The organism is Myxococcota bacterium (genome assembly GCA_040387835.1).
GTDB lineage: Bacteria > Myxococcota > UBA727 > UBA727 > JABDBI01 > JAZKCZ01.
Genome location: JAZKCZ010000002.1, coordinates 128,180 through 152,152, shown reverse-complemented (window position 1 = coordinate 152,152; position 23,973 = coordinate 128,180). Strand labels below are relative to the sequence as shown.

28 protein-coding genes are annotated in these 23,973 nt (G+C 47.5%); 13 read left to right on the top strand and 15 right to left on the bottom strand.

Annotated features, from left to right (window positions below; all coding sequences use genetic code 11):
* Positions 1-37: 37 nt before the first annotated feature.
* The 4 genes from V4534_03355 to V4534_03340 are packed head-to-tail and all read right to left on the bottom strand — an operon-like array spanning position 38 to position 4,302.
* Entirely contained in the window at positions 38-763 is a 726-nt protein-coding gene (locus V4534_03355) for a YebC/PmpR family DNA-binding transcriptional regulator (GenBank protein MES2503896.1), read from the bottom strand.
* Positions 750-1,946, bottom strand: coding sequence for a cation:proton antiporter (locus tag V4534_03350; protein MES2503895.1), 1,197 nt, complete (start codon positions 1,944-1,946; stop codon positions 750-752). The genes V4534_03355 and V4534_03350 overlap by 14 nt, the downstream gene beginning before the upstream one ends.
* Before the next feature lie 24 nt (positions 1,947-1,970).
* On the bottom strand, positions 1,971-3,821 hold the full coding sequence (locus tag V4534_03345) for an ATP-dependent DNA helicase (GenBank protein MES2503894.1): 1,851 nt from the start codon (positions 3,819-3,821) through the stop codon (positions 1,971-1,973).
* A complete protein-coding gene (locus V4534_03340) occupies positions 3,814-4,302 on the bottom strand; it encodes a YajQ family cyclic di-GMP-binding protein (protein MES2503893.1) in 489 nt (162 codons plus the stop codon). The genes V4534_03345 and V4534_03340 overlap by 8 nt, the downstream gene beginning before the upstream one ends.
* A gap of 24 nt (positions 4,303-4,326) precedes the next feature.
* On the opposite strand from V4534_03340, the gene arfB reads away from it, so the two are divergent.
* From arfB to hflX, 3 genes are read left to right on the top strand one after another with little or no spacing between them, the layout of a single operon-like run.
* Entirely contained in the window at positions 4,327-4,764 is a 438-nt protein-coding gene (arfB, locus tag V4534_03335; protein MES2503892.1) for an alternative ribosome rescue aminoacyl-tRNA hydrolase ArfB, read from the top strand.
* A gap of 5 nt (positions 4,765-4,769) precedes the next feature.
* On the top strand, positions 4,770-5,024 hold the full coding sequence (locus V4534_03330) for a Fe(2+)-trafficking protein (protein MES2503891.1): 255 nt from the start codon (positions 4,770-4,772) through the stop codon (positions 5,022-5,024).
* 41 nt (positions 5,025-5,065) lie between these two features.
* Entirely contained in the window at positions 5,066-6,640 is a 1,575-nt protein-coding gene (gene hflX / locus V4534_03325) for a GTPase HflX (GenBank protein ID MES2503890.1), read from the top strand.
* On the opposite strand, the gene V4534_03320 is transcribed toward hflX, so the two are convergent.
* The 3 genes from V4534_03320 to V4534_03310 all read right to left on the bottom strand — a co-directional run bounded on the left by V4534_03320 (position 6,621) and on the right by V4534_03310 (position 8,436).
* The gene (locus V4534_03320; protein ID MES2503889.1) at positions 6,621-7,070 is read right to left on the bottom strand and encodes a hypothetical protein; all 450 of its coding nucleotides are present in this window, start codon (positions 7,068-7,070) and stop codon (positions 6,621-6,623) included. The genes hflX and V4534_03320 overlap by 20 nt on opposite strands.
* 175 nt (positions 7,071-7,245) lie before the next feature.
* A complete protein-coding gene (locus tag V4534_03315; GenBank protein MES2503888.1) occupies positions 7,246-7,899 on the bottom strand; it encodes a hypothetical protein in 654 nt (217 codons plus the stop codon).
* Between the two features lie 21 nt (positions 7,900-7,920).
* A complete protein-coding gene (locus V4534_03310; protein ID MES2503887.1) occupies positions 7,921-8,436 on the bottom strand; it encodes a hypothetical protein in 516 nt (171 codons plus the stop codon).
* Between the two features lie 180 nt (positions 8,437-8,616).
* Between V4534_03310 and V4534_03305 the strand changes: the two genes are divergently transcribed.
* Positions 8,617-9,021 carry a hypothetical protein gene (locus tag V4534_03305; GenBank protein ID MES2503886.1) on the top strand — a complete coding sequence of 135 codons (405 nt, stop codon included), beginning with the start codon at positions 8,617-8,619 and terminating at the stop codon, positions 9,019-9,021.
* Here the strand turns inward: V4534_03305 and V4534_03300 are convergent.
* Positions 9,018-10,775, bottom strand: coding sequence for a DEAD/DEAH box helicase (locus V4534_03300; protein ID MES2503885.1), 1,758 nt, complete (start codon positions 10,773-10,775; stop codon positions 9,018-9,020). The two genes, V4534_03305 and V4534_03300, sit on opposite strands and share 4 nt — an antisense overlap.
* 24 nt (positions 10,776-10,799) lie before the next feature.
* Between V4534_03300 and V4534_03295 the strand changes: the two genes are divergently transcribed.
* Together V4534_03295 and V4534_03290 are read left to right on the top strand one after the other, a co-directional pair.
* Positions 10,800-11,633, top strand: a complete 834-nt coding sequence (locus V4534_03295) for an arginine N-succinyltransferase (protein MES2503884.1) — start codon at positions 10,800-10,802, stop codon at positions 11,631-11,633.
* A complete protein-coding gene (locus V4534_03290) occupies positions 11,630-11,920 on the top strand; it encodes a DUF3817 domain-containing protein (GenBank protein MES2503883.1) in 291 nt (96 codons plus the stop codon). The genes V4534_03295 and V4534_03290 overlap by 4 nt, the downstream gene beginning before the upstream one ends.
* On the opposite strand, the gene V4534_03285 is transcribed toward V4534_03290, so the two are convergent.
* The 6 genes from V4534_03285 to V4534_03260 are packed head-to-tail and all read right to left on the bottom strand — an operon-like array spanning position 11,876 to position 15,276.
* Positions 11,876-12,559, bottom strand: a complete 684-nt coding sequence (locus V4534_03285) for a M50 family metallopeptidase (GenBank protein MES2503882.1) — start codon at positions 12,557-12,559, stop codon at positions 11,876-11,878. The genes V4534_03290 and V4534_03285 overlap by 45 nt on opposite strands.
* A complete protein-coding gene (locus V4534_03280; protein MES2503881.1) occupies positions 12,556-12,789 on the bottom strand; it encodes a hypothetical protein in 234 nt (77 codons plus the stop codon). Before V4534_03280 ends, V4534_03285 begins: the two co-directional genes overlap by 4 nt.
* A gap of 18 nt (positions 12,790-12,807) precedes the next feature.
* The gene (locus V4534_03275; GenBank protein MES2503880.1) at positions 12,808-13,203 is read right to left on the bottom strand and encodes an arginine repressor; all 396 of its coding nucleotides are present in this window, start codon (positions 13,201-13,203) and stop codon (positions 12,808-12,810) included.
* Positions 13,200-13,892, bottom strand: a complete 693-nt coding sequence (locus V4534_03270) for an ATP-binding cassette domain-containing protein (GenBank protein ID MES2503879.1) — start codon at positions 13,890-13,892, stop codon at positions 13,200-13,202. Before V4534_03270 ends, V4534_03275 begins: the two co-directional genes overlap by 4 nt.
* Complete coding sequence (locus V4534_03265) at positions 13,889-14,524, bottom strand: amino acid ABC transporter permease (protein MES2503878.1); 636 nt, start codon at positions 14,522-14,524, stop codon at positions 13,889-13,891. The genes V4534_03270 and V4534_03265 overlap by 4 nt, the downstream gene beginning before the upstream one ends.
* Complete coding sequence (locus V4534_03260; GenBank protein MES2503877.1) at positions 14,521-15,276, bottom strand: transporter substrate-binding domain-containing protein; 756 nt, start codon at positions 15,274-15,276, stop codon at positions 14,521-14,523. Before V4534_03260 ends, V4534_03265 begins: the two co-directional genes overlap by 4 nt.
* A gap of 102 nt (positions 15,277-15,378) precedes the next feature.
* Here V4534_03260 and V4534_03255 point away from each other — a divergent pair, with 102 nt between their 5' ends.
* From V4534_03255 to V4534_03225, 7 genes are read left to right on the top strand one after another with little or no spacing between them, the layout of a single operon-like run.
* Positions 15,379-16,440 (top strand): aromatic ring-hydroxylating dioxygenase subunit alpha, encoded by a 1,062-nt coding sequence (locus V4534_03255; protein MES2503876.1) that lies wholly within the window; start codon positions 15,379-15,381, stop codon positions 16,438-16,440.
* Positions 16,421-17,482, top strand: a complete 1,062-nt coding sequence (locus V4534_03250) for a choline/carnitine O-acyltransferase (GenBank protein ID MES2503875.1) — start codon at positions 16,421-16,423, stop codon at positions 17,480-17,482. Before V4534_03255 ends, V4534_03250 begins: the two co-directional genes overlap by 20 nt.
* Positions 17,472-18,128: an endonuclease III gene (nth, locus tag V4534_03245; GenBank protein ID MES2503874.1), complete on the top strand. Its 657-nt coding sequence runs from the start codon at positions 17,472-17,474 to the stop codon at positions 18,126-18,128. The genes V4534_03250 and nth overlap by 11 nt, the downstream gene beginning before the upstream one ends.
* Positions 18,129-18,139: 11 nt before the next feature.
* Positions 18,140-19,693 carry a GH3 auxin-responsive promoter family protein gene (locus V4534_03240; GenBank protein MES2503873.1) on the top strand — a complete coding sequence of 518 codons (1,554 nt, stop codon included), beginning with the start codon at positions 18,140-18,142 and terminating at the stop codon, positions 19,691-19,693.
* Entirely contained in the window at positions 19,690-20,856 is a 1,167-nt protein-coding gene (locus V4534_03235) for an inositol-3-phosphate synthase (GenBank protein ID MES2503872.1), read from the top strand. The genes V4534_03240 and V4534_03235 overlap by 4 nt, the downstream gene beginning before the upstream one ends.
* Positions 20,841-22,007, top strand: a complete 1,167-nt coding sequence (locus tag V4534_03230; GenBank protein MES2503871.1) for a DegT/DnrJ/EryC1/StrS family aminotransferase — start codon at positions 20,841-20,843, stop codon at positions 22,005-22,007. Before V4534_03235 ends, V4534_03230 begins: the two co-directional genes overlap by 16 nt.
* Entirely contained in the window at positions 21,965-22,546 is a 582-nt protein-coding gene (locus tag V4534_03225) for an ATP-binding protein (protein MES2503870.1), read from the top strand. Before V4534_03230 ends, V4534_03225 begins: the two co-directional genes overlap by 43 nt.
* Here the strand turns inward: V4534_03225 and V4534_03220 are convergent.
* Positions 22,543-23,916, bottom strand: a complete 1,374-nt coding sequence (locus V4534_03220) for an amino acid permease (GenBank protein ID MES2503869.1) — start codon at positions 23,914-23,916, stop codon at positions 22,543-22,545. The genes V4534_03225 and V4534_03220 overlap by 4 nt on opposite strands.
* Positions 23,917-23,973: the final 57 nt, after the last annotated feature.

The window sequence follows — 23,973 nt, the reverse complement described above, 5'->3', positions numbered from 1 at the left end:
TGGTCCAATTGAAAACGTTACAAATCGGATGTTTGGACTATTTCGCGCTGGTCCACACTTTTTGAACGTCATCTAAGTCTTCTAAGGCTTCGATGAGTTCGCTCAGCGTTTCTGAGTGTTCCATCGAAAGTTCAATCGGATTGTCCGAGACCATCGCGATGTCTGCGGAAGCAATATTGATTTGGTGTGCTTCTAGAGCTGTCCTTAGATCCAATAGCGTTTCGGGAGTACAGGTGATGGAAAAGCCTTCTTCTTCATCTGAGAATTCTTCGAGGCCTGCTTCAAGTCCTGATTCCAAAATTTTGTCTTCGTTTAGGTTTTGGTTGTCTACTTTGGCCAACAGAATTAGGCCCTTTTTCTGAAAGCCAAATGCCACCGAACCTGGGGTGCCTAGGTTGCCACCGTTCTTGTTGAAAGCCGTGCGGACTTCTGAGTAAGTGCGGTTGCGATTGTCGGTCAAGCAGCTTACCAGGATGGCAACACCGGCTGGGCCATACCCTTCATAGGTCAACTCTTCGTAATCACCGGTATCTTCTTTGCCGGATGCTTTTGCCATGGCGCGTTGGACGGGCTCTTTGGCGAGATTATTGGTTCGAGCGTCTTCAAGGGCTTTTCGCAGTCTAGGGTTACCGGCTGGATCAATGCCGCCCATTCTCGCAGCGACAGTGATTTCACGAATAATCTTCGTCCAAACTTTGGACCTTTTCGCATCGGCTACGCCTTTGATATTCTTAACTTTGGACCATTTATTATGACCTGCCATAGGCCTGCTTATATGCCAGATTTTTTGAAAAAAGCCTAAAGATTATGGGATTGAAGGCAATGGAAAAGAAGGCTGCCGCAATAATGACGTCATAGCCAGAGTCTGGAAGAATCTTGAGTTTAGACGCTTCTTCCGCCAAAATAAAAGAGAATTCACCTATTTGAGCCAGAGCAATAGGAACGATCAATTTAGTCTCAAGCGGCTGCTTTAACAACGTAACGATTAAAAATGCCGCCAACGGTTTGATTAAAAAGATAACCCCCATCACCGCAATAAACAAAAGGTAGTGGTCTCGAATTGTTACCGGGTTAAACAACATCCCAATCGACAGAAAAAATATGGCAGCAAAGGTATCTCTAAGTGGGATGAAAGTGAGCGAGACCCGATGTTTGAAATCGGTCTGGCCAATAATCATTCCGGCCAGGAATGCACCGAGCGCAATCGATGTGCCAAACACAAATGCCGAAGCGGTAGCCACTAAAAAAGTAAGGGCCAAAATAGTGATGGTTAATAGTTCGTTCGATTTGGTTATAATAACCCGCCTTAAGGCAAATTGAATGGCTCTACGCCCAAGCGTCGCCATCAAAGCTAGCAATGCAAGAAACTTCAGCAAACAAACCATCAAGGTATAGGCAAAATCCGTAAGATCGAATTGGTTTGCCTGCAGAGAGTGCGCTAAGACGGGAAGGGTTAAAAGCGCCACAATGGTAATGGCATCTTCTACAATTAGCCAGCCGATAGCAATGTGACCAGAGCGAGTTGAACTCAAATGGTTGTCGTTTAGCAAGCGTACTAAAACTACTGTACTGGCCACGCCCAATGCCAGGCCCAATACGGTACCAGCTTCGATGGTCCACCCAGCCGCATAGACTAAGCCAGCGCTAACGGCAGCCGCAATTAGCGTTTGCACCAGCGCCCCAGGAATCGCGACATGTTTAACATTTAATAAATCTTTGGCTTTAAATTGCAGGCCGACGATAAACATCATCAGCACCACGCCAATTTCTGCCAGCTGTTCCGATAAAGCTAAGTCAGCAACAAAGCCCGGGGAATAGGGCCCGATCGCATACCCTGCCAATAAGTAGCCTAGGATAGGTGACAGCTTGGCACGATAGGAGAGATAGCCGAATAGGCTGGCCAAAGCTAAACCAACGGTCAAGATAAGGACTATCTTGAGATGCATGATATCAGGGGGCATCTAAATATTTTAGCAGAAGTCCCTTAAGGATTGCTGCTGATGGATGCGGGTCATCGGTGGTAAGGTATCTAAAAACACCCGGCCATAGGCTTTTTGAATCAGGCGCTGGTCCAAAATCGCTACAATTCCGCGGTCCGTATGCGTTCTAAGCAGTCTGCCAACACCCTGTTTCAAGGTTAGCGCTGCGTGCGGAACCGATAGTTCATAAAACGAAGAACGGCCTTCCTTCTCTATCTGCTCGCACCTAGCTTTATGAATCGGATCTTCCGGCGATTTAAAGGGCAACTTGTCAATGACGACCATGCGCAACGCTTTACCTTGCACGTCCACGCCTTCCCAGAATGAGTGCGTGGCAAACAACACCCCGCCAAAATTTTTCTCAGCCTCAACGAAGTCTCGGATGAGTTCAAGTTTTGGTTTGTCCCCCTGCTTAAAGACTTGCAGACCTTGAGATTCAAACTGCTCTTGCAGCACTTCATGCGCTGCGTTCATCGCGCGATGACTGGTGAAAAGCAAAAACGTACCGCCGCCGCTCATTTTAACCAGTGCCTGAAGTTCATCTTCAAGCTTGGATATTTGTAGCGGGATATACAGCGCGGACTGATGCAGCGTGTCAAACGGCGTTTTGTAAATATACCCTTCGCAATCTTCCAGCCCCAAGCGCTTTTGGAAAGATTCAAGGCTGTTTTGAATCGCCAAAGTCGCGCTGGTGAGAATCACCGGATTTTCATTATCCCAGAGCGTTTTCTTTAGGATTTGCGCAGGTTCAATCGGCGCTGCGGTCAGACATCGCCCACGATTGTCCTGGCCGGAGAAGATGACAAAGCCGCTATTTTTTGCCGCGTCGCTCAGCATGAAATGCAGATCGGTCGTTATTTTATACACACGCCGCGCTAATACATCGAGTTTGGCGCCAGACAGGGCAACTTCTAAAAAGCTTAAATGCGGCTTGAGTTCTTCGGCAAAGCCTTGAGCCTGTGCATTGCCAAAATTCTCACAAATTTTTAGAAAATAGGGAAGCAACGCTTCCAAGGCTTCTGCATACTGCGAATGGTTATGCGGTAGGATATGTGGAAAAGCACTTTGCAAATCGCGTGCTAAATAGCGCATCTGCCGAGCCGTGATTTCCATGCCAAAACTGTTGGTGGCCACGTCTTCCAAAGCGTGCGCTTCATCTAATACCCAAAGCTCAGTTGGTGGGATTACTTGACCGAAACCATCTTCGTTGCGTTGGTCCGAACACAGCAAAGCGTGATTGACCACTAAAACGTCTGCAGACTGCGCTTTGCGCCTCAATCTGGTGACATAGCAATCATTAAATAGCGGGCATTTTTGACCAAGGCAGCTATCGGCGTTGGCATTTAGATCGGACCACCACGGAGAGTCTTCTGGCAAGTCTTTGAGCTCAGCCTTGTCTCCGGTTTGCGTTTCGTGCATCCAGCTTCGGATGGAATCAACTCGACTATTTTCTTTTTTGTCGAGCAAGTTGCCCGAGGGTGCGAATTGCTCTGCTTTCAAAAGGCACAGGTAATTGGAACGCCCCTTCATAAGCAGGGTGTTCTTTTCCAGACCGGTGGCTTTGAGCGCGAGCGGCAAGTCTTTTTGAAAGAGTTGGTCTTGTAGCGTTTTGGTTGCCGTTGAGATTAGAATCTTTTTGCCCGAGAGCAGGGCAGGAATTAAATAGGCCAGTGACTTGCCAGTGCCAGTGCCCGCTTCAACCATGAGGCGGCCGCTCTTTTTGAAAATCGTGTTATCGATGGCCTCAGCCATCGCGATTTGAGCAGGCCGCGGGCGATAGCCTGGCAATAAATCTGCTAGCGGCCCGTCTTCGGCGAAAACTGTCTGTAAATCTTTAGTCACGGAAATTATTAAAAGTTAGCTCTAGCGGGAATTCTTTGGCGCGAAGCAGCGCAATGGTTTCTTGTAAATCATCTCTCTTTTTACCGGTAACTCTCAGGCTTTCACCTTGAATCGAGGCGGTGATTTTTAGGGATTTCTCGTTTTTCAGAATTTCGGCCAGTTTTTTGGCGTTTTCTTTATCGATGCCCTTTTTCAAATCCACTTCCAGTCTAAAGCTCTGACCACCGGCTGGCAGTGTTTTTTTCTTGTCCAGGAATTTAAATGAAAGCTTACGTTTTACAAACTTGTCCACCAATACTTCATAGGATGCTTCAACGCGGTCTTCGCCGTTGGCGGTAATCACAAATCCTTTTTCAACTTGGTCGATTTTCGCATTGGTGCCTCGAAAATCGAATCGTTGTCCAAGCTCTCTAATCGCTTGGTCAAAAGCATTTTGAACTTCATGTTGGTCAATTTCAGACACAATATCAAAAGATGGCATGGTATATTGCTTAATCTACTATGCGTGAATTGCAAAGAGCGGTACCTTCAAAACACCATGCCGATTCAAATCCCCAAATCTGAGATTGATATTGAGACCAGCCGGTCCGGCGGGCCTGGCGGGCAACACGTTAATACCACTAGCTCTCGCGTGACGCTTCGGTGGCATGTCGCCAATAGCACTGCGCTAACGGACGAGCAAAAAGAGCGATGTAGCCACAAGCTGAAAAACCGCATCAATCTGAAAGGTGAGCTGGTCATCCATATCGATACTTTCAGAAGCCAGGTCATGAACCGTGAGTTTGGTTATGAACGGCTAGAACAGCTGGTTGAACAAGCACTGATCGTTTTAAAAAATCGCATTAAAACCAAAGCAACCAGGGGATCTAAAGCCAGGCGTTTGGATGCTAAGCAGCAGCATGGCTCGCAGAAAAAGCTGCGAAGACCTCCCTTGCTCGATTGAGCAAAATGGCTAAAATAGGGCTTATGAATCAAAAATTATCTGCACCTCCCTTCGGCGGACCTTTGGGTCAAGAAATCTTCGAAAAAATTTCCCAGGAAGAATGGGATGGTTGGCGTGATATGCAAACCAAGATTATTAACGAATATCGCCTGGATTTGTCTGAACCCGCTGACCGCCAAAAATTAATGAAACAGATGCGCTTGTTTTTGAAACTTGATCAAAGCAGCGAAGCTGTTCTTGAAGTAGGAACACCCGCCTGAAAACAGTTTATGGAAAAACCTCTGGTCTAAAAGCTTCGTCCTTGGATGCGCTTGAAGCGATTTACGATCATGAGGTTCCAGCTACCGATTTGATTATGCCGACTTTAGCGAAGGCTCTTTGTCAGGCTGCGGGCGATTTAGGCCGCATGGTCGGTGTGTTGGTCGATCGAAAGGGCAGTGTCCAGCACGTCGTTTTGGGTGAGCAGACACAGCTTTATTTGCCTGAGATTGGTCGTGAAAGGGCATCAAAATCCCGCCTTCGAGGTTTAAGGCTACTCGTTGCAAAACCTAGGCGCTCGACCCAGGCTAGTTACGAGCTCGACAGAGATTTTATTACCGATTTGGAAAAGCTGCACCTGGATGCCGTTTTGCAAATCGAAGTGCTGCCTACGGGCCTGCCGGGTCGTTTGGTATCTGGGGTGCTATCGGCCAAGGCCAGGCATCAAACCGAGCAATACCATAATCTTCAGAGTATCAATTTCGACTTTGGCGAGGTCATCGCAGAGCTTGAGAGTGCGCTTTCAAAGGAAGCGCCTAAAAGCGTTGCTGGCGCGCGTGAGAAAGCGATGCTGGTGGGTGTTTATACTGGCCCACGAAAACTCTGGCAGGCGTCTATTTCTGAACTCCAAGAATTAGCTCGAACAGCGAAAGTCCAAGTTTTAGACACTGTTGTTCAGCAACGCAAACAAATCGACCCAAGAACCATCGTTGGCAGCGGTAAGCTTGAAGAGCTTTGCCTTCAGGCCTTACATCTTGGGGCTGAAATGTTGATTTTTGACCGCGATTTGTCGCCTTCGCAACTTAATGCCATTACCGACATGACCGATTTGAAAATCTTGGACCGGACCATGTTGATTTTGGATATCTTTGCGCAGCGAGCTAAGAGCAAGGCGGGTAAGCTTCAGGTGGAGCTAGCTCAGCTTCAATATTCTTTGCCTAGACTGGCTAAAAAACAGAGCGGATTATCTAGATTAACCGGCGGCATCGGTGGTGTCGGTCCCGGTGAAACCAAGCTGGAACTTGATAAACGGCGCGTCAAAGACAGGGCTGCCAAGCTTGAGAAAGACATCGATAAGTTGTGCGAGCAACGAGAACTGACCAGGCAGAGTAGGCAAGCTAAAAAGTTTCCAGTAATAGCGCTGGTTGGTTACACCAATGCTGGTAAGTCAACATTGCTCAACAGGCTGACCAGGTCGGACGTTTATGCCGAGGATGCACTATTTGCGACGCTTGATCCCACTTCGAGAGCGCTAAGGCTGCCAGATGGCCAAAATGTCATCTTAGTTGATACCGTCGGCTTTATCAGAGATCTGCCGCAAGGTTTAATCAACGCTTTTCGGGCGACCCTGGAAGAGCTGCACGAAGCTGACCTGTTACTGCATGTGGTTGATGGTTCGGATCCTGAGGCAGAACGGCATATTAAATCGGTCGATGCGATATTGGATGATTTAAAACTGTCTGACAAACCCAGATTACTCGTTGTCAATAAATGCGATGTTGAAGTGGATCTGCTGCAGAGCGCCGTGAGTCATCGTTTGGGCGATGTTCGAATTTCAGCTCGAACCGGTTTAGGGTTGGAGGAGCTTGTTCGTCGAATTAATAGGGATCGTTTGTAGAGTGGATATAACAAGCCGTTGCCAATAAATAGATGAAATCGGCTATCAAGCCGGCCGCCCGGCCAACCGCCCATACAGCTATATATTGATTGCTTTGAGTGCAAGTGGCGCAATTCCGGCTCAAGCCAGCAGCAGCACAGCCTGTCAGAGCTGAGTTCAATATTCCCATGGTGAAAGCTATCACCGACAAATATAATGATAATTTTAAGTCGCCCCGATTAGCCACCAAAATCCCTATGACGCTGCCGAATTCGAAGCCGCCTGCAATCGCTCCGGTAATGGCTAAAGCTGTGTAGCTTTTCAAATCTGTTTGTTGGTTAGCATCTGCAGCTGCGATGGTGTTGTTGGAGGTCGCTATTGCTGATTTTTGGTTTAAAAGCTCTTGGGACTTGGCAGCTACTGCCATCGCTCCTGTACCCACTAGTACCATGGAGCTTAATGCGAGGACCGATCCCCAAAAATAGGCAAGTTTCGCTTCAGCAACTGCGGGGGACACCTGGGCATGTAGAGGGCATGCTAAACAGAATATGAATAGGACGGGTATAAGTTTTTTGAAGACATTGTGCATTTGGCTAACTCAATCACTTCGATAGCTCAAATATTTCTTAATAGGGGTGAGCGATCACTTCCGTTGGGCGTTCCATTAACTTCAGTGTGCAGCTACATAACGCCTTCGCTACCGGCGAAATATGGGGCTTTGTCTTTTTCAGCATGTTGAAAACGGAATAGGGTAACTCTATTATCAAGAATGAGGTGGCTAAAGCGATTACGGTGAAAATTTGCCAGCTTTCGATGCAATCATCCATGATGGCTTTAGCTAAAGTGCCCCCGTAAATTATCGTTGCCACGGTATTGATAGCTACTTTGAGAGCTACTTGTACTTTTTGACGTGGTATTGCAGCATGATGGGCGTCAATTACCTGCATCGCATTGCTAAGTCGGGAAGTCATGGTCAGCGCTAACTGTTCTGCTGCATTTGGTAGCTGGATGTCTCTAAAGTAATGAGGCAGGATTCCAAGCCCCAAGAGAAATAGCGGTATATTTTTTTCCACCCATTGCTCAGTTGCTATAGGCGGCGGATCCAATAAATCTCGAGTGAAGGCAAAGCCAAGGATGTTAGCGATTACTTCGGCTGGAAGAATACCGGTTAAATATGGGAATTGAAAAGGCGATTTAGCAATGAGTTGCCCCCATGTCCTAGTTGCTGCGGAAGGCTGAGCAATGAAGAGAAATCCGGCTAAAATTAGGAACGAGCGCATAAATTGAATTCCAACGATATTTCAGTCCCATCTATTTCGAATGAACGAATAAATTTTCCTTGAGTTCATGTGCAAGATAGCGCTGCCGAGAGTAGTGGCCACAAAATAAATGGCCTTATAAAAAAATAGATAGGATCGTTGTTTCGCAACGGCAACGATAGCATTGTTTGTCAGATGGAAGGTAGTCTTCAGCTCTAATAAGCAGTCATAACAATCGGTACCGTTCCCCATGTTGATCAGATATCTGACAGCGTTTTGACGTTCGGTGCTCCATAGAAAGAAGTTATCTCTTTCGGGTGTAAGGGATTGGACGATAATGGGGTTGCTCAGATACTCCTGAAGGGCATATTGCGCTAGAATCCAAGTTCCGTTGATGGAGGCATTGAACTGTTCGATGAACGCTTCGCCATTTGCATCGTTAACGGCAATGATGCCAAAACTGAAGTTGCTTTTAGTAAACCCAAGACGCGAGGAAACCGCCGCATGTGTCAGCGGAGTGCCGCAAATGGCCAAAATTAGAATGGAAATATAGGGCATACGAGTTCCTCGCTTGCAACCAAAAGCCAAACGATATTTATTCCGGGGACTAGCGTCATTGCGAGGAGCGTAGCGACGCGGCAATCTAATGAAGTGGGCATGGATTGCTTCGCTTTGCTCGCAATGACGAAGTGGCCAAATTGCATGCCGCGGACATATATAAGCTTGAGGAGATATCTTATGAAGCTTTTTGCCTTTGTATCTTTTATTATTTCGCTTTCGGCTTTCGCAGAAGGCAATACTGTTGGTGGAGAGTGCGCTTATAAGAAGATTCCGGGCGTGGCTACCGTTACCGCTGTAGAAGCCTGTAAGGATGCACAGTTTTATCAGTGCAAAAAGGACCCAGTGTTTGTCGATTTTGAGTTTAAGCCAGACAACGCAGCTGAGGATGTTTGGCCTGAGACCAATATTGCGACTTACACCACTGCGGACGGCATGTTGCCATCGCTCGCTTGGGCAACTGAAAATGGCCTTAAAGTTGGTGCTAAATTTAAAGTCACCAAGTTTACCATTGAGAAAGGCACGTGTACGCCGATCGACTATGAATTCCCGAAGTTTACCGACGTACCAGCGTATTGCTTCTAGGCTTGAGGCCGGCGAGGGCGGTGATTTCGATGCGGTGGCTTTTTCTGAGAGCTGCCGGTTCCAAAATCACATGTCAGCGTTTCCGTAACACCTGAAGCCCGCGGAAGTCCGTGGACAGCGGTTTTGATTTGTTCGGCAACTTCGGTGTCAACTTCCAAGTGGGAGCTTGTATCTCTAAGATTGCCGGCACCTGTGAAATGGCCGAGGTCAATTTTGGATAGCTCGCTCATGTGATTTGCGAGTTGTGTCAGATCCTCGAAACCATCAAGCTTGCCCAAGGTAATATAGATTTGCCTGTGGGGCAGCGTCGCTGGTACACTAGGTTCTGAGGGCGCTCTTGGCTCAGCGCGCGGTGGTCTTGCTGGGCGTTCAGAACGTTCCGGACGCTGCTGGGGACGCTGAGATCTCGGCTCGTGGGCTTGTTGCGGCTGGCTTGGTCGTTTGGAGAAGTGAGAGCGCATCAAAAATGCTAGGATTTCGGCCAAATCGCCTCGTTGCAACATGGACTTGGCAATCGGACGGTATTGGCTGATTTCTACGCCGTCTGCTTGTTCTGTGAGCAATAAGGAAAGGCGCTCACCTTGCATCCACAAGATTTCTGATTCAGGCGGGAACTGTACTTCGTCGAAAGTGACGCCAAAAGATTTTTTCAAATCTTCGGTTAGCATGATGTCTTTGCCGCGGATTAAACTGACGGCTACACCTAGGTTGCCGATACGCCCGGTACGACCTGTGCGATGGACATAGCTTTCGGGATTATCTGGCAGCTCGTAGTTGAACACGTGTGACAGGCCAGGGATATCGATGCCTCTGGCAGCAACGTCGGTAGCTATCACCACGTCTAGTTCGCCATTTTTAATATCATGCAGAACTTTTTCTCTGGCGCTTTGACTCATATCTCCGTTTAAGGCTTTGGCCCGGTAGGAAAATCTTTGCAGGTAGTTTTCCAGAGTTTCTGTTTCATCTTTGGTATTGCAGAAAACAATGGCGCGCTTGGCCCGGTGCAATTCGAGAGCGTACAAAAGGCTTCTGGATTTGAGCTGCGATTCTTCTTCGAGATGCAGCACGTGTCTGACTGATTGCACACTGACTTGGTCAGAGCTGAAATTGAGCATGGTGGGATTGTTGGCAATCTGACCCAAGCTTTGCTCAATGACCCAAGGCAACGTTGCGGAAAATAATAAAGTCTGTCGCTCTTTAGGGGTTTTGCTCAAAATATGAGTGACATCGTCCCAAAAACCCATGGAAAGCATTTCGTCGGCTTCGTCTAAAACCACTGTTTCGATCTGGGAGAGATTTAACAGTTGGCGTGAGATAAGATCTTTTAAGCGACCTGGAGTTCCGACGATGACTTGGGCACCAGCTTTTAAAGCAGCGATTTGAGCTTCAAAGGAAGCGCCGCCATAAATAACTGCAACTTTGACGCCAGCATGATGGCCTAAACGACCGCACTCGATGGCCACTTGTTTGGCGAGTTCGCGGGTGGGCGCAAGCATTAACACCTGAGGTCGTGATTTAAGATCTTTTTGAATTTGGCTTAATATCGGTAGGCAAAAAGCTGTGGTTTTGCCTGAACCAGTGTGACTTTGGACGACCAAATCTTGATGAGCGGAAATGGGCGCAAAAACTTCTTTTTGGACTTTGGTTGGATTTAGATAACCTAGATCCGACAGACCGAGACTTAATTCGGGTGAAAGTTCGAAATGGCTGTAACTGCCTTGAAATAAACTGCTCATGATCGCTTGCTTTAGCATACTAAGAGAGGTTTTTTTATTTATTTGATTCGAAACGCACAATTGAATGATGCAGAGAGTCTTTATAGACTGGCTCAGATTTTGAACACCACGAATCTACCCGCAGCACTGCCTGATATCAGGGAAATCTTAGGCCTCACATGCGCTTCATTCGAAGGAAAGATTGGGCATCCTGACGATGGACTTTACGTGTTTGTGCTGGTGGACGATTTATCGGGTTTAGTGATTGGCAGCAGCCAAGTGATTGCTTGTCATGGAACGCCTGAGTTACCCCACATGTTTTTTCAAGTTGAAGACTCGAGCCTGCAGCTTGGTTTTGACACAGATGGGTATACGGAAATAGGCGGTTTGATTTTAGATCCGGATTATCGACATGTGCCACAAAGGCTGGGCAGGGCACTAAGCCTCATTCGATTTAAGTTTATTCAAATGCACGCCTCATTGTTTAAAGAGCGACTTATCGCTGAGCTGCTGCCGCCGATGGCTAATGACGACTCTCCACTTTGGAAAGCGTTGGGAGCGCACTTTACCAACTTGTCTTACCATGAAGCGGACCACCTTTCTCGTAAGGATAAGAAGTTTATAGAGGACGTGTTCCCGAGAGAACCCATTCCTTTCGATTCTTTGCCTAGAGAAGCGCAGGCTGTGATTGGCCAAGTGGGCGATGGTAGCAAACCTGCTTCCCATATACTTAAGCAATTGGGGTTTCGGTATGATCACCGCGTAGATCCCTTTGACGGCGGGCCGCATTTTGAAATGCGGACATCCGATTTGCCTCCAATTGAGTTGCAGGGGTCTGTGTCTTTTGAAAAAGCATTTGAACCTGGCGCTGTTTTTCGTTACGGACTTGCCTTATGAATAAGTGGTTTCAAATCCTCGGTCGTTTGGAAGGTTGCTCTTTTTTGCTTTTGCTGCTTTTTGCGATGCCGGCAAAATATTACCTGCAGATGCCCATAGGCGTTCGGGTTTTGGGTCCCGTCCACGGCATTTTGTTTTTAGGTTACTGCGTGGCCGCGTTTACTTTGGCTGTGGAAGACGGCTGGTCTCTTAAAAAGCATTTATTGGCTTACGCTGCAGCGGTTGTGCCGTTTGGTCCTTTTCTATTTGAGCGCTATGCGCAAGCCGAGCAGCAGCACCAAGCCTGAAAACAGCGCACAGGCGCCTCCCCAAAACCAATATGGTAGCCATAAGGCGGCAGCAATTTGGGCAACGTCTGAGGGCATAATCCCTGCGCTGGTGTAGGCTACGGGTGTAAACAAATAATCCGCTCTGGAAAAGACGCTAAGACTAAGTTGTAGCGAGAAAAATATCAGGGCCGCTCTGGTAATCCAAGCGTTAGACTGTTGCGCCAACCAGAGATAGAGTGCGCCTAGACTGCCGACAAAAAACCAGCCAAATAGATTTCTAACCCATAAAAATTCAGCACAGATTAAGAAAGCACCTAGCAACGAAAATGTGAGACGGCTTAAATTTTCTTGCTTGGACATAACCAGCCCCAGCGCTGCTGCGATGGCAGGCCCAAGCAAACCGCCTGCGGAGACAATGGCGCTTTCCCAGCGATTGTCCAGACCGCCAATTTGAGCGACGCCTGAACCGTTTGCCCACATCTGCAATGTGTAGAACTTTCCACCAACCAAGAGCGCGGTTAAGCCATGACCCATTTCATGAACGAGGGTCGATAGCATGAGCAGGGGATAGATAACCAGCCCGCCAAAAGGAAGGACATATAAAGCCAACGTCACGAGCGTGCTGATACATAAAAACCAGCGGACACTCTTATTCACAGAAAGGTTCCGGTATCAGTAATGACTTGATCTAAGCGAGCATTGGCAATGATTTCGATGGCTTTTTCGCGAAAATCTGGAGCTACAGCGATGATAAACTGATGAGTAGTAGGCATTTGTGGAAACACATCTCGCTCCACTAAAGACGTTTCAATGCCAGCGCTTTCCAGAAAACTGACGATGCGTTGTCCTTCAATGGCACCTGCCGAAGCGTATATCTCGATTTTCATGAGTTGAGTCTACAACACCTAAGCTTGCATTTCCAAGAGAGTTTTATGAATCAGCAGCTGGCTTTTCACATCCTTACTGGCGATGAAAATTGTGTCGTCGCCTGCGACAGTGCCAATGAGCCCAGCGATATCCCAGCCGTCAATCTCAGCAGCCAAGGCAGATGCACCGCCGCCGGTTGTTTTAACAACTAAGAGGTTGGGGCCAGCAGCGTCTATGCGAATTTTTGAATGGCCACGCAGGGTGTACATGCCATGGACTTTTTGAATGCCCAGGCGATTTAAATCCCGAGATAGGGTTGCCTGTGTGCTTGGAACACCTTGAGCTGATAGTGTTTCCAGCAGTTCTTCATGGCTTTCGAATTCTCTGCTCTCGAGAAGCTTAATTAAATGACTGACACGTTTAGACTGTTTCATGACTGCATATATTGGTGAATTCGGTCGGCTGATTCTTCCAAAATTCGCCCGCCTTCCAAAAAGTAGCCTCGATCGTACACGCTACGGGCGAAGCCCATGTCATGGGTCGAGATGGCAACGGAGACATCGTTTTTAAGCAAGATATTTAGGATTTCCCGCAACTTGCCGGTGCTTTCTGGATCTAAAGCCGAAGTTGGCTCGTCCAGTAATAGGGCTTTGGCATCCATGCAAAGCGCTCTGGCAATCGCAACGCGTTGCATCTGTCCACCGGAAAGCTGGTGTGGCTTTCGAGAGGCTAGCTGCTCGATGCCTAGCGATGATAATAGCAGGTGCGCCTTAGCAGAGGCTTCCTCTTCACTCCGGCCTAGCACGATGCGCTGAGGTTGAACGCAGTTTTGTAAAACGGTCATATGTGGAAACAAATTAAATTGCTGCGCCACAAATCCGACGCTTTTGGCTCTTTCCGCATTTGAAAGCGATTTGATGGGCTTATTTTCAAATAAAATATCGCCTGAATAATCGGTAATTAAATTTGAAATGCAACGCAAAAGCGAAGTTTTGCCGGAGCCGCTTCGACCCATAAACAGAGTGATGCGCCCCTTAGGGATTTCAAAATTCACATCGCTTAAAGTGCGCTGCGTGGCTTTTGGGTAGCTAAGAGAAATATTTTGGCCAGTAATCAGATTCATATGCGTTTCTCCAATTGCCTGGTGACAAGTGCCATGGCGCTGGTCATTGCTAAATAAATGAGGGCAGCCAGTGCATAGACTTCCAAAGGTTTTAGCTCTCGAGCAACGATATCTCGACTGGCTTTGAGCAGTTCTGGAACACCGATGAACATTAGGATGCTGCTTTCTTTAATTAGAGTCGAAAATTCATTGGTAATGGCAGGCAACGCATTTTTAAGAGCCTGTGGCAAAATCACGCGTCTTAAAGTTTGATGAGTTTTATATCCTAAAGTGTCAGCTGCTTCCCATTGGCCTATGGGCAGCGCATTGATGGAGCCACGAATAATCTCGGACAAATAGGCAGAAGAGTTGAGCGCCAAAGTGATAATCCCTGCCGTCAGCGGTGGAATATCGATATCAAGCGCTTCAGGCACGGCGAAATAGACAATGAGCAACTGCACAAACATGGGCGTGCCACGAACTATTGCTACATAGAGGCCAATTAAGTGAGATAGCCCTGGAATGCGAAGTCGTTCGCAGGCAAAAAGGCCTAGCAAGATGCCGCCAATTGAACCGAACAAGCCACCCAAGGCGCTGGCCTGAATTGTAATCAGAGACGCTTTGAGCAGGAGAGGGAGAATCGTTTCTATCATTTTTTGCTAAACCATTTTTTCTCTAAGGTTTCTAATGTGCCAGCTTTCTTTAATTGACTTAGCGCGAGTTCAATTTTCGCCGCTAGCTTCGCATTGGATTTTTTGATGCCAATGCCGTTTCCTAGCTTCCAGTCTTCTGGTGCGAGCGCAACTTCTATAAACTTGATGCGGCTTTCCTTTTGCACCACGTCTTTGCCAATATGTGGCTCCACAAAGGATGCAGCGGACTTTTTGTGCTTGATTTCCATGATGAGTTCAGTGGTTGCATCCAGCGCTTTGATTTCGATGCCAGGGATGGTTTTCACGAAGTCTTCCATCCAGGTACCCACTTGAACGGCCACGGTTTTGTTGCCGATGTTTTGTATGTCAGCGGCCGTTTGGATGCCCGCCGGGATTTGTTCCCAAAATAACAAGTAGTAAGATTTGCTTGGCTCACCTTGATAAGGAATCAATGTAATTTCTTTTTGTCTGCTGGGCGTGATGGACAATCCTGCCATGGCCAAATCGCATTTGTCTTGGCTTAGGCCTAAGATAAGCGAGTCGAAGGCCATCTCTTTAATCACTAACTTTTTGCCAAGCTGAGTGGCAATGGCGCCGGCCACGTCAATGTCAAAGCCAACAGAGTTGCCCTGTGCATCAATACTTTCGTAAGGGGGGTAGGTCGAATTGGTGCAAAGAACGAGATTCGCATCATCCCGTTTTTTTGAACAACCCAGAACTAATAGAAAACTAAGAGAAAGTAGTCGTAACATGAGGTTTGAACTCCAAACCAAAAATATTCACAAATTTGAATAAATGGGAATGTTTGAATATCAGCTAAGGCATATTTCGTCAAGATGGTTTGTTGCCTTCGCATGAGTTTAAGCGAGCAATTACTTAGTGGTAAGACGATACCGGGGCATTGGTATACTTCGCAGGAAATATTCGATTCAGAACAAAAATATATTTTTTCAAAAATGTGGAATTACGCGGGTTCGGCTCATCTGCTTAGAAATCCAGGCGATTACATAACCTGCAGAGTTGCTGGAAAAGTGCCGGTGATTGTGGTGCGTACCGAAGCAGGCAGTTTGAACGCATTCGTCAATGTTTGCCGGCATCGAGGTAGCCAAATTGTTTTGTGCGAGTCAGGCAATCGCAAGAGCATCCAGTGCCATTATCACGCTTGGACTTGGAATCTGCAAGGGGATTTGCAATCGGCTCCTGCCACAAACTCGGATCCCAAGTTTATGAAGTCCAATTATCCCTTGCACCCTTTGACGGTCGAAGAATGGGGGCCATTTGTGTTTGTGAGCTTGCTCGAGGCGCCACAGTCGTTTGCGTCACAGATGGACGGGCTTCCTGAAGCGATTTCTGAAATCGGCATTGATTTAATGAGCCTGAAGCATCACCGGCAGATGCGCTACGAAATCCATGCAAACTGGAAGCTTACCATTGATAATTATTTGGAATGTTATCATTGCCCGGTGGCACATCCGGAGTTGGTGAAAATCGTCCGCATGGATGATTATGAAGTGACGCCTTATGCCTATCATTCAGTGCAACGTTGTACGTTGAAAGGTGCTGAGATGGCAGACGCGGATAAAAAACTGCGCGGCGCTGGGTCCTATTTATGGCCCAACTTTACCATCAATATCTATCCGGGCATCGTGAATGTTTCAAGCACGGTTTATGAGCCAATATCTCCGAACAAAACGTTGGCCATTTACGATATTTACTTCCCCGAAGGTGTGACAGAAAGTGACAAAGACAGCGTGGTCGATTTTTTAGACCAAGTTCAAAAAGAAGACACGGCTTTATGCGAAGCTGTGCAACGTGGTTGTGCGTCAGGTTACTACGAACAAGGTCAGTTAGTTCTTGCCAAAGAAAATGGCGTGCAACACTTCCAGAGGTTAGTCCATGATGCACTGGCAGCATGAGCCCATGCGGGATTTTTATTTGAATAATCCGCGCTCGTTAGCATTTTTTTCAAATTACACCTTAGGATTGACCGACGATCCTAATTGCCAAAATGGAATCGATCGCGCCGCAAGCCTAATCCAATCCTGGGTACAACATCGAAATGTAAAAACCTTCTGCGTCGCTCATGGAGGCGAATTCTATCTCATCGATGCGAGTAAATCCGGCAACGCTAAAACCACTCTGCAAGATATCTCTGCTTTAAAAAAGCAGGGCAGAAGTTCCGGCTGGCTAACCACCCTCCCGAGATCTAAGTGGCGCACAAACCCCACAGCCGACCTCTTCATCGCCCTAGATCTTGATACCGCGCCTGTCACAGACCAGCAGTTTGCTTTCGAATTAGCCTATGGCAATTTAGCAAATCGCCGCTTCGACCAGCCCATCCAGCTGATCGTATTTGGCAACGGACGCGCCGGATATAATATTGACCATACTGATATAGATGCTGAGCCAGCGATAAAGTTGATCGACTTACCATCTTGCGATTCTGCCTCGTTGAGTGAATGGCCAATCCAAAGGCTCCATTTTGAAGAAGCGAACATCGAAAAGGCGCAGGCAGAGGCGAAAAGGCTTTTGGCTGATCGAGAACTCGTTTGTGTTAGAACCCGGGCGTTTCAAAGCGATCAAGAGATTCAACTGGCAATTCAACATGCTGTGCAAAAAGTGTTCGGCCAGCCCAAAGTGACCAGTGAAGCCGTCAGCATGAGTCATCTACCAGCTGGCCGATATAATACCGTTTATTTTGCGTCGCCTGAGGATGTGCAGCATCATGCGGAGCGCATTAAAGCCGCTAAAGCTGGTGAAGTGTTTGGGCCGATGCCTTGCGATATAACCACCTCCAGCGCAGGAATGCCTGAGCATATTTCTCTTTTTGGATTTACAGATACGGAGCCAAATATTATTGGTATTGCTTATCTGCGCAAGCCCAATGAAACTTTGTTTCATATTAAAGCGGATGGTCGCTTTAAAGGCTTCGCAGAAAAAATAGCCCATGACCTCTAAAGCCAAAGCCCTATATTTTTTAGATACCATTTGCGCTGAATTCCCCGATGCGGAAATTGAGCTGGATTATGATAAGAAAGACCCCTGGCAACTTTTGGTGGCCGTGGCGCTATCGGCGCAGACAACCGATAAAGCTGTCAACAAAGTAACGCCGGATTTATTTGAGGCATACCCTGATGCCAAAGCTTTCAGTCAGGCAACACCAGCGGATATCGAGCCCTATATTCGAACGTTGGGATTTTTTAGGATGAAATCCAAAAATCTCGTCTTAGCTGGTAAGAAAATCATGACTGATTTTGGTGGAGCCGTGCCTAAAGAGCGAGACGCTTTGGAGAGCATCCCGGGCGTCGGCCCAAAATCCGCCGCGGTGATTTTGGCCAATGCTTTTGGCGTGCAGGCCATCGCGGTAGACACCCATGTCGGGCGTATTGCCCGGCGACTTGGTTTAACCGCCGAAAAAGACCCTTCCAAAGTTGAAACGGATTTAACGAAATTATTTCCTAAAGACAGGTTATTAGAAGCACATCATGCGTTTATCTTTCACGGCAGGCGCATTTGCCACGCCAGAAAGCCAAATTGTCCTGGCTGTCCTGTGCAAAAGAAATGTCCCAAAGTGGGTGTGGATCAATCGATTAAGATCCGTTAGTGCACTGCTCCATGAAAAGTTTTGCCGCGGCTCGTGCATTGAATCCAGTCTTAGGACTATTGGCGAGGCGACGGCTTAATCAGTGGCTAGGGAATTTAACACAAGGTCGGCTTCAAAAAACCCAGGAATCAATCTTGCTGTCTCACTGCAAAACGGCAGCTGAAACTGAGTTTGGTCAGGCGCATGGTTTTGCCAAAGTAAAAACTTATGCTGATTTTAAGAGGGCAACGCCTTTAAGGCCATATGCTGGGTTTGAGCCTTATATCCAGCGGATGAGACAGGGCGAGCGCGATATCCTTTGGCCAGGGCTGATTTCGTATTACGGCCAGTCTTCAGGTACTTCAGCAACCGCCGCGCAGAATAAATTTTTACCTATTTCGAAAGAGCAGATTGTCTGGCAGCAGAAAGCTGCGTTTGACGTGATTGCTCAGTACCTACGCCTTAGCAAAGACAGAGGCTTTGTTGGGGGCTATAACTTGGGGTTGTTTCCGCCTAGCGTCTTGAAATCGGAAGGAAACGGCGTGTTCACCGGGTCAAATCCGGGGATTATGTTTCGGGAGTTGCCCGCTTTGGCGCGGCCGATGGCGATTCCTAAGCCTTCCGTGCGAGATATTTTGGACTATAACCAAAAGTTACAAGCAATCGCAGAGAACTACTGGGATTATGACGTGCACGCGATTTCGGGAACAAGTTGCTGGTTCTCGATTTTTTTCGACAAGCTTTTGGCGCACCGCGGCGTCCGAACCATTCAGGAAATATGGCCTAATTTGAGAGTGCTTTTTGGTGGCGGGGTTAATGCTAATCCTTATCGCAGGCTCATTAACGAGCGTGTTGGACGCGATATTATCTTGATGGATAATTACAATGCGACTGAGGGTGGGCTATTTTCGGTGACCGATCATTTGGAGGATCGTGCTCTGTTGATGATCCCGGATCGAGGGGTGTTTTTCGAGTTTGTGCCTAGGGAGAAGCATGGGCGAGATGATGCGCCTCGTTTGGCGCTGTGGGAAGTCCAGCCAGGCGTAGATTACTCGATTGTTTTGACCACGTCGTCGGGATTATTCGCCTATTATATTGGCGATTTTGTTCGGTTTAATTCTGTTTATCCGCATCGAATGGAATTTGTGGGCAGGCCTAGCGGCGTTTTATCTTTGACTCAAGAACTGACTACTTATGTGGAAATCGAAAAGGCCGTTGCGAAGGCTCAATCTCAATTTTCATGTTCTATTGTTGAGTATTGTGTCGGCCCAGAAGTGGGTGTTGACGCTTCTGGGAAAGGTCGTTACCAATTTTTCTTTGAGTTTGAAAAAAGGCCGATGGATTTGAATCTATTTATGACCGCCATTGACGATGAGCTTAAAATTCAAAATCGAGTTTATCGTGAACATCGTTTAAGCGATGTGGCGATTCTTCCTCCGGTTTCACACAAACTTCTTTCAGGGTCCGTTCAAAAGATTATGGATCGACTAGGATTTAGAAGCGTCCAAAGTAAGTTTCCCCGAATTATCGATCAGCAAAAGTGCGATTTGGTTACACAGTTTATTAACAAGGAGCAGGTTTCGTGAGTCAAAAATTAGGTATCTGTTTAATTGGAGCAAGTGGCGCCGTTTCTACAACCGTGATGGCGGGCGTTGCTTTGATGCGAAAGAATCTGGCTCCCAGACAAGGGATGATGAGCGAGACCGTTGGTCTTGACGTGACCGCACTCGATGATTTGAGGTTCGGTGGCTGGGATTTAAGAGAAGACACTGCCTATGAAGCTGCGCTTTCCCATGAAGTTCTGCCAGCTCACTTACTGAATCTGGTGCGAGACGATTTGAGCAGCTTTAAGCCATGGAAGGCAGCTGTTTCGAAGCGCTTTTTGCACAGCATGAGCGGCAAAAATATTTTGGCATGTAGCTCTTTTAGAGAAGAAATTGCTCAAATGAAAAAAGACATGGCTGTGTTCAAAACAGGTCAGGGTCTTGAGCGGTTGGTGATGGTCAATTTGACTTCGACCGAAAAGTTCTGTGAAGTGACAGATGTGCATCGCACCTTGGCAGCATTTGAAGCAGGCCTTGATGCAAACGATGAACGCATTTCACCGGCCATGAAGTATCTATATGCTGCCATTGATAGTGGCGTGCCTTATGTAAACTTTACGCCAAGTCTAAGTAATATTCCGGCACTGCAAGAGATGTCGATTAAAAACGGCGTTCCGCTAGCTGGTGAAGATGGTAAAACTGGCCAGACGCTTCTTAAAACTGCATTGGCGCCAATGTTTGCGGTGCGTAATCTGAAAGTGGATGGCTGGTACTCTGCCAATATTTTGGGCAACAACGATGGCTTGGTGTTAAACGATCCCGAGTCCAATAAAACCAAGGTCACCAGCAAAATGAGCGTGCTAGACAGCATATTGGGATATCCTGTTGAGGATCATCAGGTGCATATCCATTATTATAAGCCACGCGGTGATGCCAAAGAATCCTGGGATAACATTGATATCTCCGGCTTTTTGGGCGAGAAAATGCAAATCAAGGTCAATTTTTTGTGCAAAGACTCGATTCTAGCAGCGCCTTTGGTGCTCGATTTGGTTCGTTTTATTGACTTGGCCAAGCGTCAAGGACGCTCTGGAGTTCAAGAGCAGCTATCGTTGTTTTTTAAGGCGCCCTATCAAATGCCTGGTCGACCGGTAGAGCATAACTTATTTAAACAAGACGAGAGTTTGCAGGCATGGCTGAAAGCTTAAAACATCAGTCTTGGCCTGTTATTACTGACGCGGATAAACAGGCTGTCTTGGATGTTCTGGAGCGAGGCATTTTGTCTGGGCCCCTGGCACCAGAAGTCACGTCTTTGGAACGTGAGTTTGCGGCTTACTTAGGCGTTAAATATTGCTTGAGCGCTAATAGTGGGACGGCCGCATTGCATATGGGGCTTGAGGCCATTGGTATTGGCCCTGGCGATGAAGTGATTGTGCCAGCATTTACCTTCGTGGCTTCTGCGATGGCGGTACTGCAGCAAGGTGCCACACCGGTATTTGTTGATATTGAGCTGGGGAGTCTAGGCTTAGATCCTGCCTGCGTTAAAAGGGCAATTACGCCAAAGACACGTGCCATTATGCCGGTGCATATGCATGGCATGCCTTGTGATATCGATGCCATTTTTGCCATTGCGCGCCAGCATGATTTGATGGTGATTGAAGATGCTTGCCAAGCTCATGGTGCAACTTACCATGGCCAAAAAGTAGGCTCCTTTGGCAAAGTGGCTGCCTTTAGTTTGCAGTCGTCAAAAAACCTGGCGGCTGGCGAAGGTGGTCTTTTCGTTACTAACGATGAAACCTGTTATCAGCGAGCAGCTAGGTTTAGAATGTTCGGTGAAAATATCCAAATGTCTGACACCTCTGTGTTTGATCCGAGTAGGCCTCTTGATTTGAAGCGGTCTTATGATTCAGTAAGCATTGGATATATGTATCGCATGCCTGAGTTAACGGCCGCGCTGGCTAGGACGCAATTAAAGCGTTTGGATTTCTGGAACGAACGCGCACGAACTAATGCTGCGATCTTAAATGCTGGCTTAATAGGCTTAAATGCGATTGAACCGCCTGGCGAAATTGTAGGCAGGACCAGCGTTTATCACAAATATCGCGTGAGAGCGAAGCAGCGCGATCAAGTGATGGGCCTGCTGAGTCAGCATGGTCTTGAGGCTGTGCAATGGCAGAGCAAGACCGTTCCGGAGCAGACTTTATTCCAAAAATTAGGATTTGATGGCTCCGCCTTTCCAAATGCTCGAAAGCTGCTAAATGAATCATTCTGTCTATTTTCTCATTCGCATCCCCTATGGGTTCAATCGGAACAATTATGCCAACATTATCTGAAAGTCATTCAAAGCTTATTGTCCTAACTGGCGGCCCAGGTGCCGGTAAAACCACTGTGTTGGAAATGGCCAAACATATGTTTCAAGACAAAGTGGTGGTTTTACATGAAGCAGCGACCATGATCTATTCAGGTGGATTTTTAAGGCACCAAACGCCCAGTGCCATTCGGGCAGCGCAGCGCTCGATCTATCATATTCAGCGCGAACAAGAGCGCATTTTGGAAGAAGATCAGATCGCGCCGGTTGGTTTATGTGACCGCGGTGTGCTCGATGGCCTAGCTTATTGGCCAGGCTCTAAAGAAGACTTTTTTGCTAGCGTGGGCACTACAGAAGAAGAAGAGTTGAGCCGCTACGCCATGGTCATCCATATGCGCACGCCTTCGATCGAATGGGGCTTCAATCATAATAATCCGGCGCGTAATGAAGCACCGGAGCAAGCTGCCTTGCTTGATCAGAAAACCTTCGAAGTTTGGAAAAACCACCCGAATCACTTTGTCGTAGATAGTCGCCAGGACTTCTTACATAAAGCGGAAGAAGTGGTAGGGATTATCTCCAAGTTTGTCTAACGCTTGCCTTCTACGCTGTTTCGGTATCCATAAACAGCATAGAGAATCAAGCCGATAGCCATCCAAACAATGAATCGTAGCCATGTTTCGAATGGCAGGCTCAGCATTAAATACACACAAAAGATAATGCCCAGTACGGGAATCAGCGGGTGAAAGCTAAGTTTAAAAGGCCTTGGCATGTCTGGATTCTTGATGCGCAATGCAATCACGCCGCCGCATACCAACACAAAAGCCGCTAAAGTTCCAATGTTAACAAGCTCTGCAAGTTTACCGATAGGTGTTAACCCGGCAATGACAGCCATGACGACGCCGCTTACAAGAATAATACCGGTTGGTGTTTGAGTTTTAGGATTGATTCGGGAAAACCGCATTGGCAGCAGCCCATCACGAGATATTGCCAAGAAGACCCGCGAAAATCCATAATATAGCACCAGCATGACGGTCGTTAACCCGGCGATTGCTCCAGCTGAAATAATACCAGCTGCTACTCGGTGATCTAAATTCAGCAAGACTTCCGCGACTGGCGATTTTACGTTGAGTTCGCCGTAGGGGGCAACCAGCGTGAGCAAAGCCGACACGATGATATAAATAACCGTGCAAAAGGCTAGTGAGCTAATAATTCCGATCGGCAGATTGCGCTGTGGGTTTATGGTTTCTTCTGCTGCTGTAGATACCGCGTCAAAGCCGATATAGGCAAAAAATACCAGCGCAGCACCTTGCATCACGCCGTTCCAACCAAACGGCGCGAATACGGACCAGTTCGCTGGTTCAACATGAAACGACGCGATGCCAATAAATACGGCAATGGCGATGAGCTTAATAAACACAATGACCGTGTTAAACCGAGAGCTTTCTCTGGCGCCCACACACAGTAAGACGGAGATAAGCAAGATAATCAAAGCCGCCGGCAGATTGATATATCCACCTTCTGACGGGCTGTTCACAAACGCTGCGGGAAGCTCAACGCCCATCGCTGACAAAGCATTTTTGGCGTAACCGGACCAGCCAACTGCAACGGTAGAAATGCCAAGCCCATACTCAAGCAGCAAATCCCAGCCGATGATCCAAGCAATAATTTCACCCAGGCCTGCGTAAGCGTAGCCATACGCACTCCCGCAGCCTCCAATACTAGCTGCAAGTTCGGCGTAAGACAGCGCAACGAAAACGCATGCTAGCCCTGCGACAATGTAGGACAGGACGATGGCTGGTCCCGTGTGGGTGGCTGCGACCACACCTGTAAGTACAAAGATGCCAGCACCGATAATCGCGCCAATACCTAAAAAGGTCACATCTACAGCCGAGAGGCATCGTTTAAGGCCGCCGTTTTCTTGTTCGATTTCGCCAATCGCTTTGGTTCTAAACAGGTTCATGTTGATTTAGTAGGAACAACGTCCACAAATTGGCTGTTTTGCCGACGAGGTGATCGC

Coding starts and splice junctions, on each gene's coding strand:
- V4534_03355 (MES2503896.1), bottom strand. CDS start 763: ATGGCAGGTCATAATAAATGGTCCAAAGTTAAGAATATCAAAGGCGTA.
- V4534_03350 (MES2503895.1), bottom strand. CDS start 1,946: ATGCATCTCAAGATAGTCCTTATCTTGACCGTTGGTTTAGCTTTGGCC.
- V4534_03340 (MES2503893.1), bottom strand. CDS start 4,302: ATGCCATCTTTTGATATTGTGTCTGAAATTGACCAACATGAAGTTCAA.
- V4534_03330 (MES2503891.1), top strand. CDS start 4,770: ATGGCTAAAATAGGGCTTATGAATCAAAAATTATCTGCACCTCCCTTC.
- V4534_03320 (MES2503889.1), bottom strand. CDS start 7,070: ATGGTACTAGTGGGTACAGGAGCGATGGCAGTAGCTGCCAAGTCCCAA.
- V4534_03315 (MES2503888.1), bottom strand. CDS start 7,899: ATGCGCTCGTTCCTAATTTTAGCCGGATTTCTCTTCATTGCTCAGCCT.
- V4534_03310 (MES2503887.1), bottom strand. CDS start 8,436: ATGCCCTATATTTCCATTCTAATTTTGGCCATTTGCGGCACTCCGCTG.
- V4534_03305 (MES2503886.1), top strand. CDS start 8,617: ATGAAGCTTTTTGCCTTTGTATCTTTTATTATTTCGCTTTCGGCTTTC.
- V4534_03300 (MES2503885.1), bottom strand. CDS start 10,775: ATGCTAAAGCAAGCGATCATGAGCAGTTTATTTCAAGGCAGTTACAGC.
- V4534_03290 (MES2503883.1), top strand. CDS start 11,630: ATGAATAAGTGGTTTCAAATCCTCGGTCGTTTGGAAGGTTGCTCTTTT.
- V4534_03280 (MES2503881.1), bottom strand. CDS start 12,789: ATGAAAATCGAGATATACGCTTCGGCAGGTGCCATTGAAGGACAACGC.
- V4534_03275 (MES2503880.1), bottom strand. CDS start 13,203: ATGAAACAGTCTAAACGTGTCAGTCATTTAATTAAGCTTCTCGAGAGC.
- V4534_03270 (MES2503879.1), bottom strand. CDS start 13,892: ATGAATCTGATTACTGGCCAAAATATTTCTCTTAGCTACCCAAAAGCC.
- V4534_03265 (MES2503878.1), bottom strand. CDS start 14,524: ATGATAGAAACGATTCTCCCTCTCCTGCTCAAAGCGTCTCTGATTACA.
- V4534_03260 (MES2503877.1), bottom strand. CDS start 15,276: ATGTTACGACTACTTTCTCTTAGTTTTCTATTAGTTCTGGGTTGTTCA.
- V4534_03255 (MES2503876.1), top strand. CDS start 15,379: ATGAGTTTAAGCGAGCAATTACTTAGTGGTAAGACGATACCGGGGCAT.
- V4534_03250 (MES2503875.1), top strand. CDS start 16,421: ATGATGCACTGGCAGCATGAGCCCATGCGGGATTTTTATTTGAATAAT.
- nth (MES2503874.1), top strand. CDS start 17,472: ATGACCTCTAAAGCCAAAGCCCTATATTTTTTAGATACCATTTGCGCT.
- V4534_03240 (MES2503873.1), top strand. CDS start 18,140: ATGAAAAGTTTTGCCGCGGCTCGTGCATTGAATCCAGTCTTAGGACTA.
- V4534_03230 (MES2503871.1), top strand. CDS start 20,841: ATGGCTGAAAGCTTAAAACATCAGTCTTGGCCTGTTATTACTGACGCG.
- V4534_03225 (MES2503870.1), top strand. CDS start 21,965: ATGCCAACATTATCTGAAAGTCATTCAAAGCTTATTGTCCTAACTGGC.
- V4534_03220 (MES2503869.1), bottom strand. CDS start 23,916: ATGAACCTGTTTAGAACCAAAGCGATTGGCGAAATCGAACAAGAAAAC.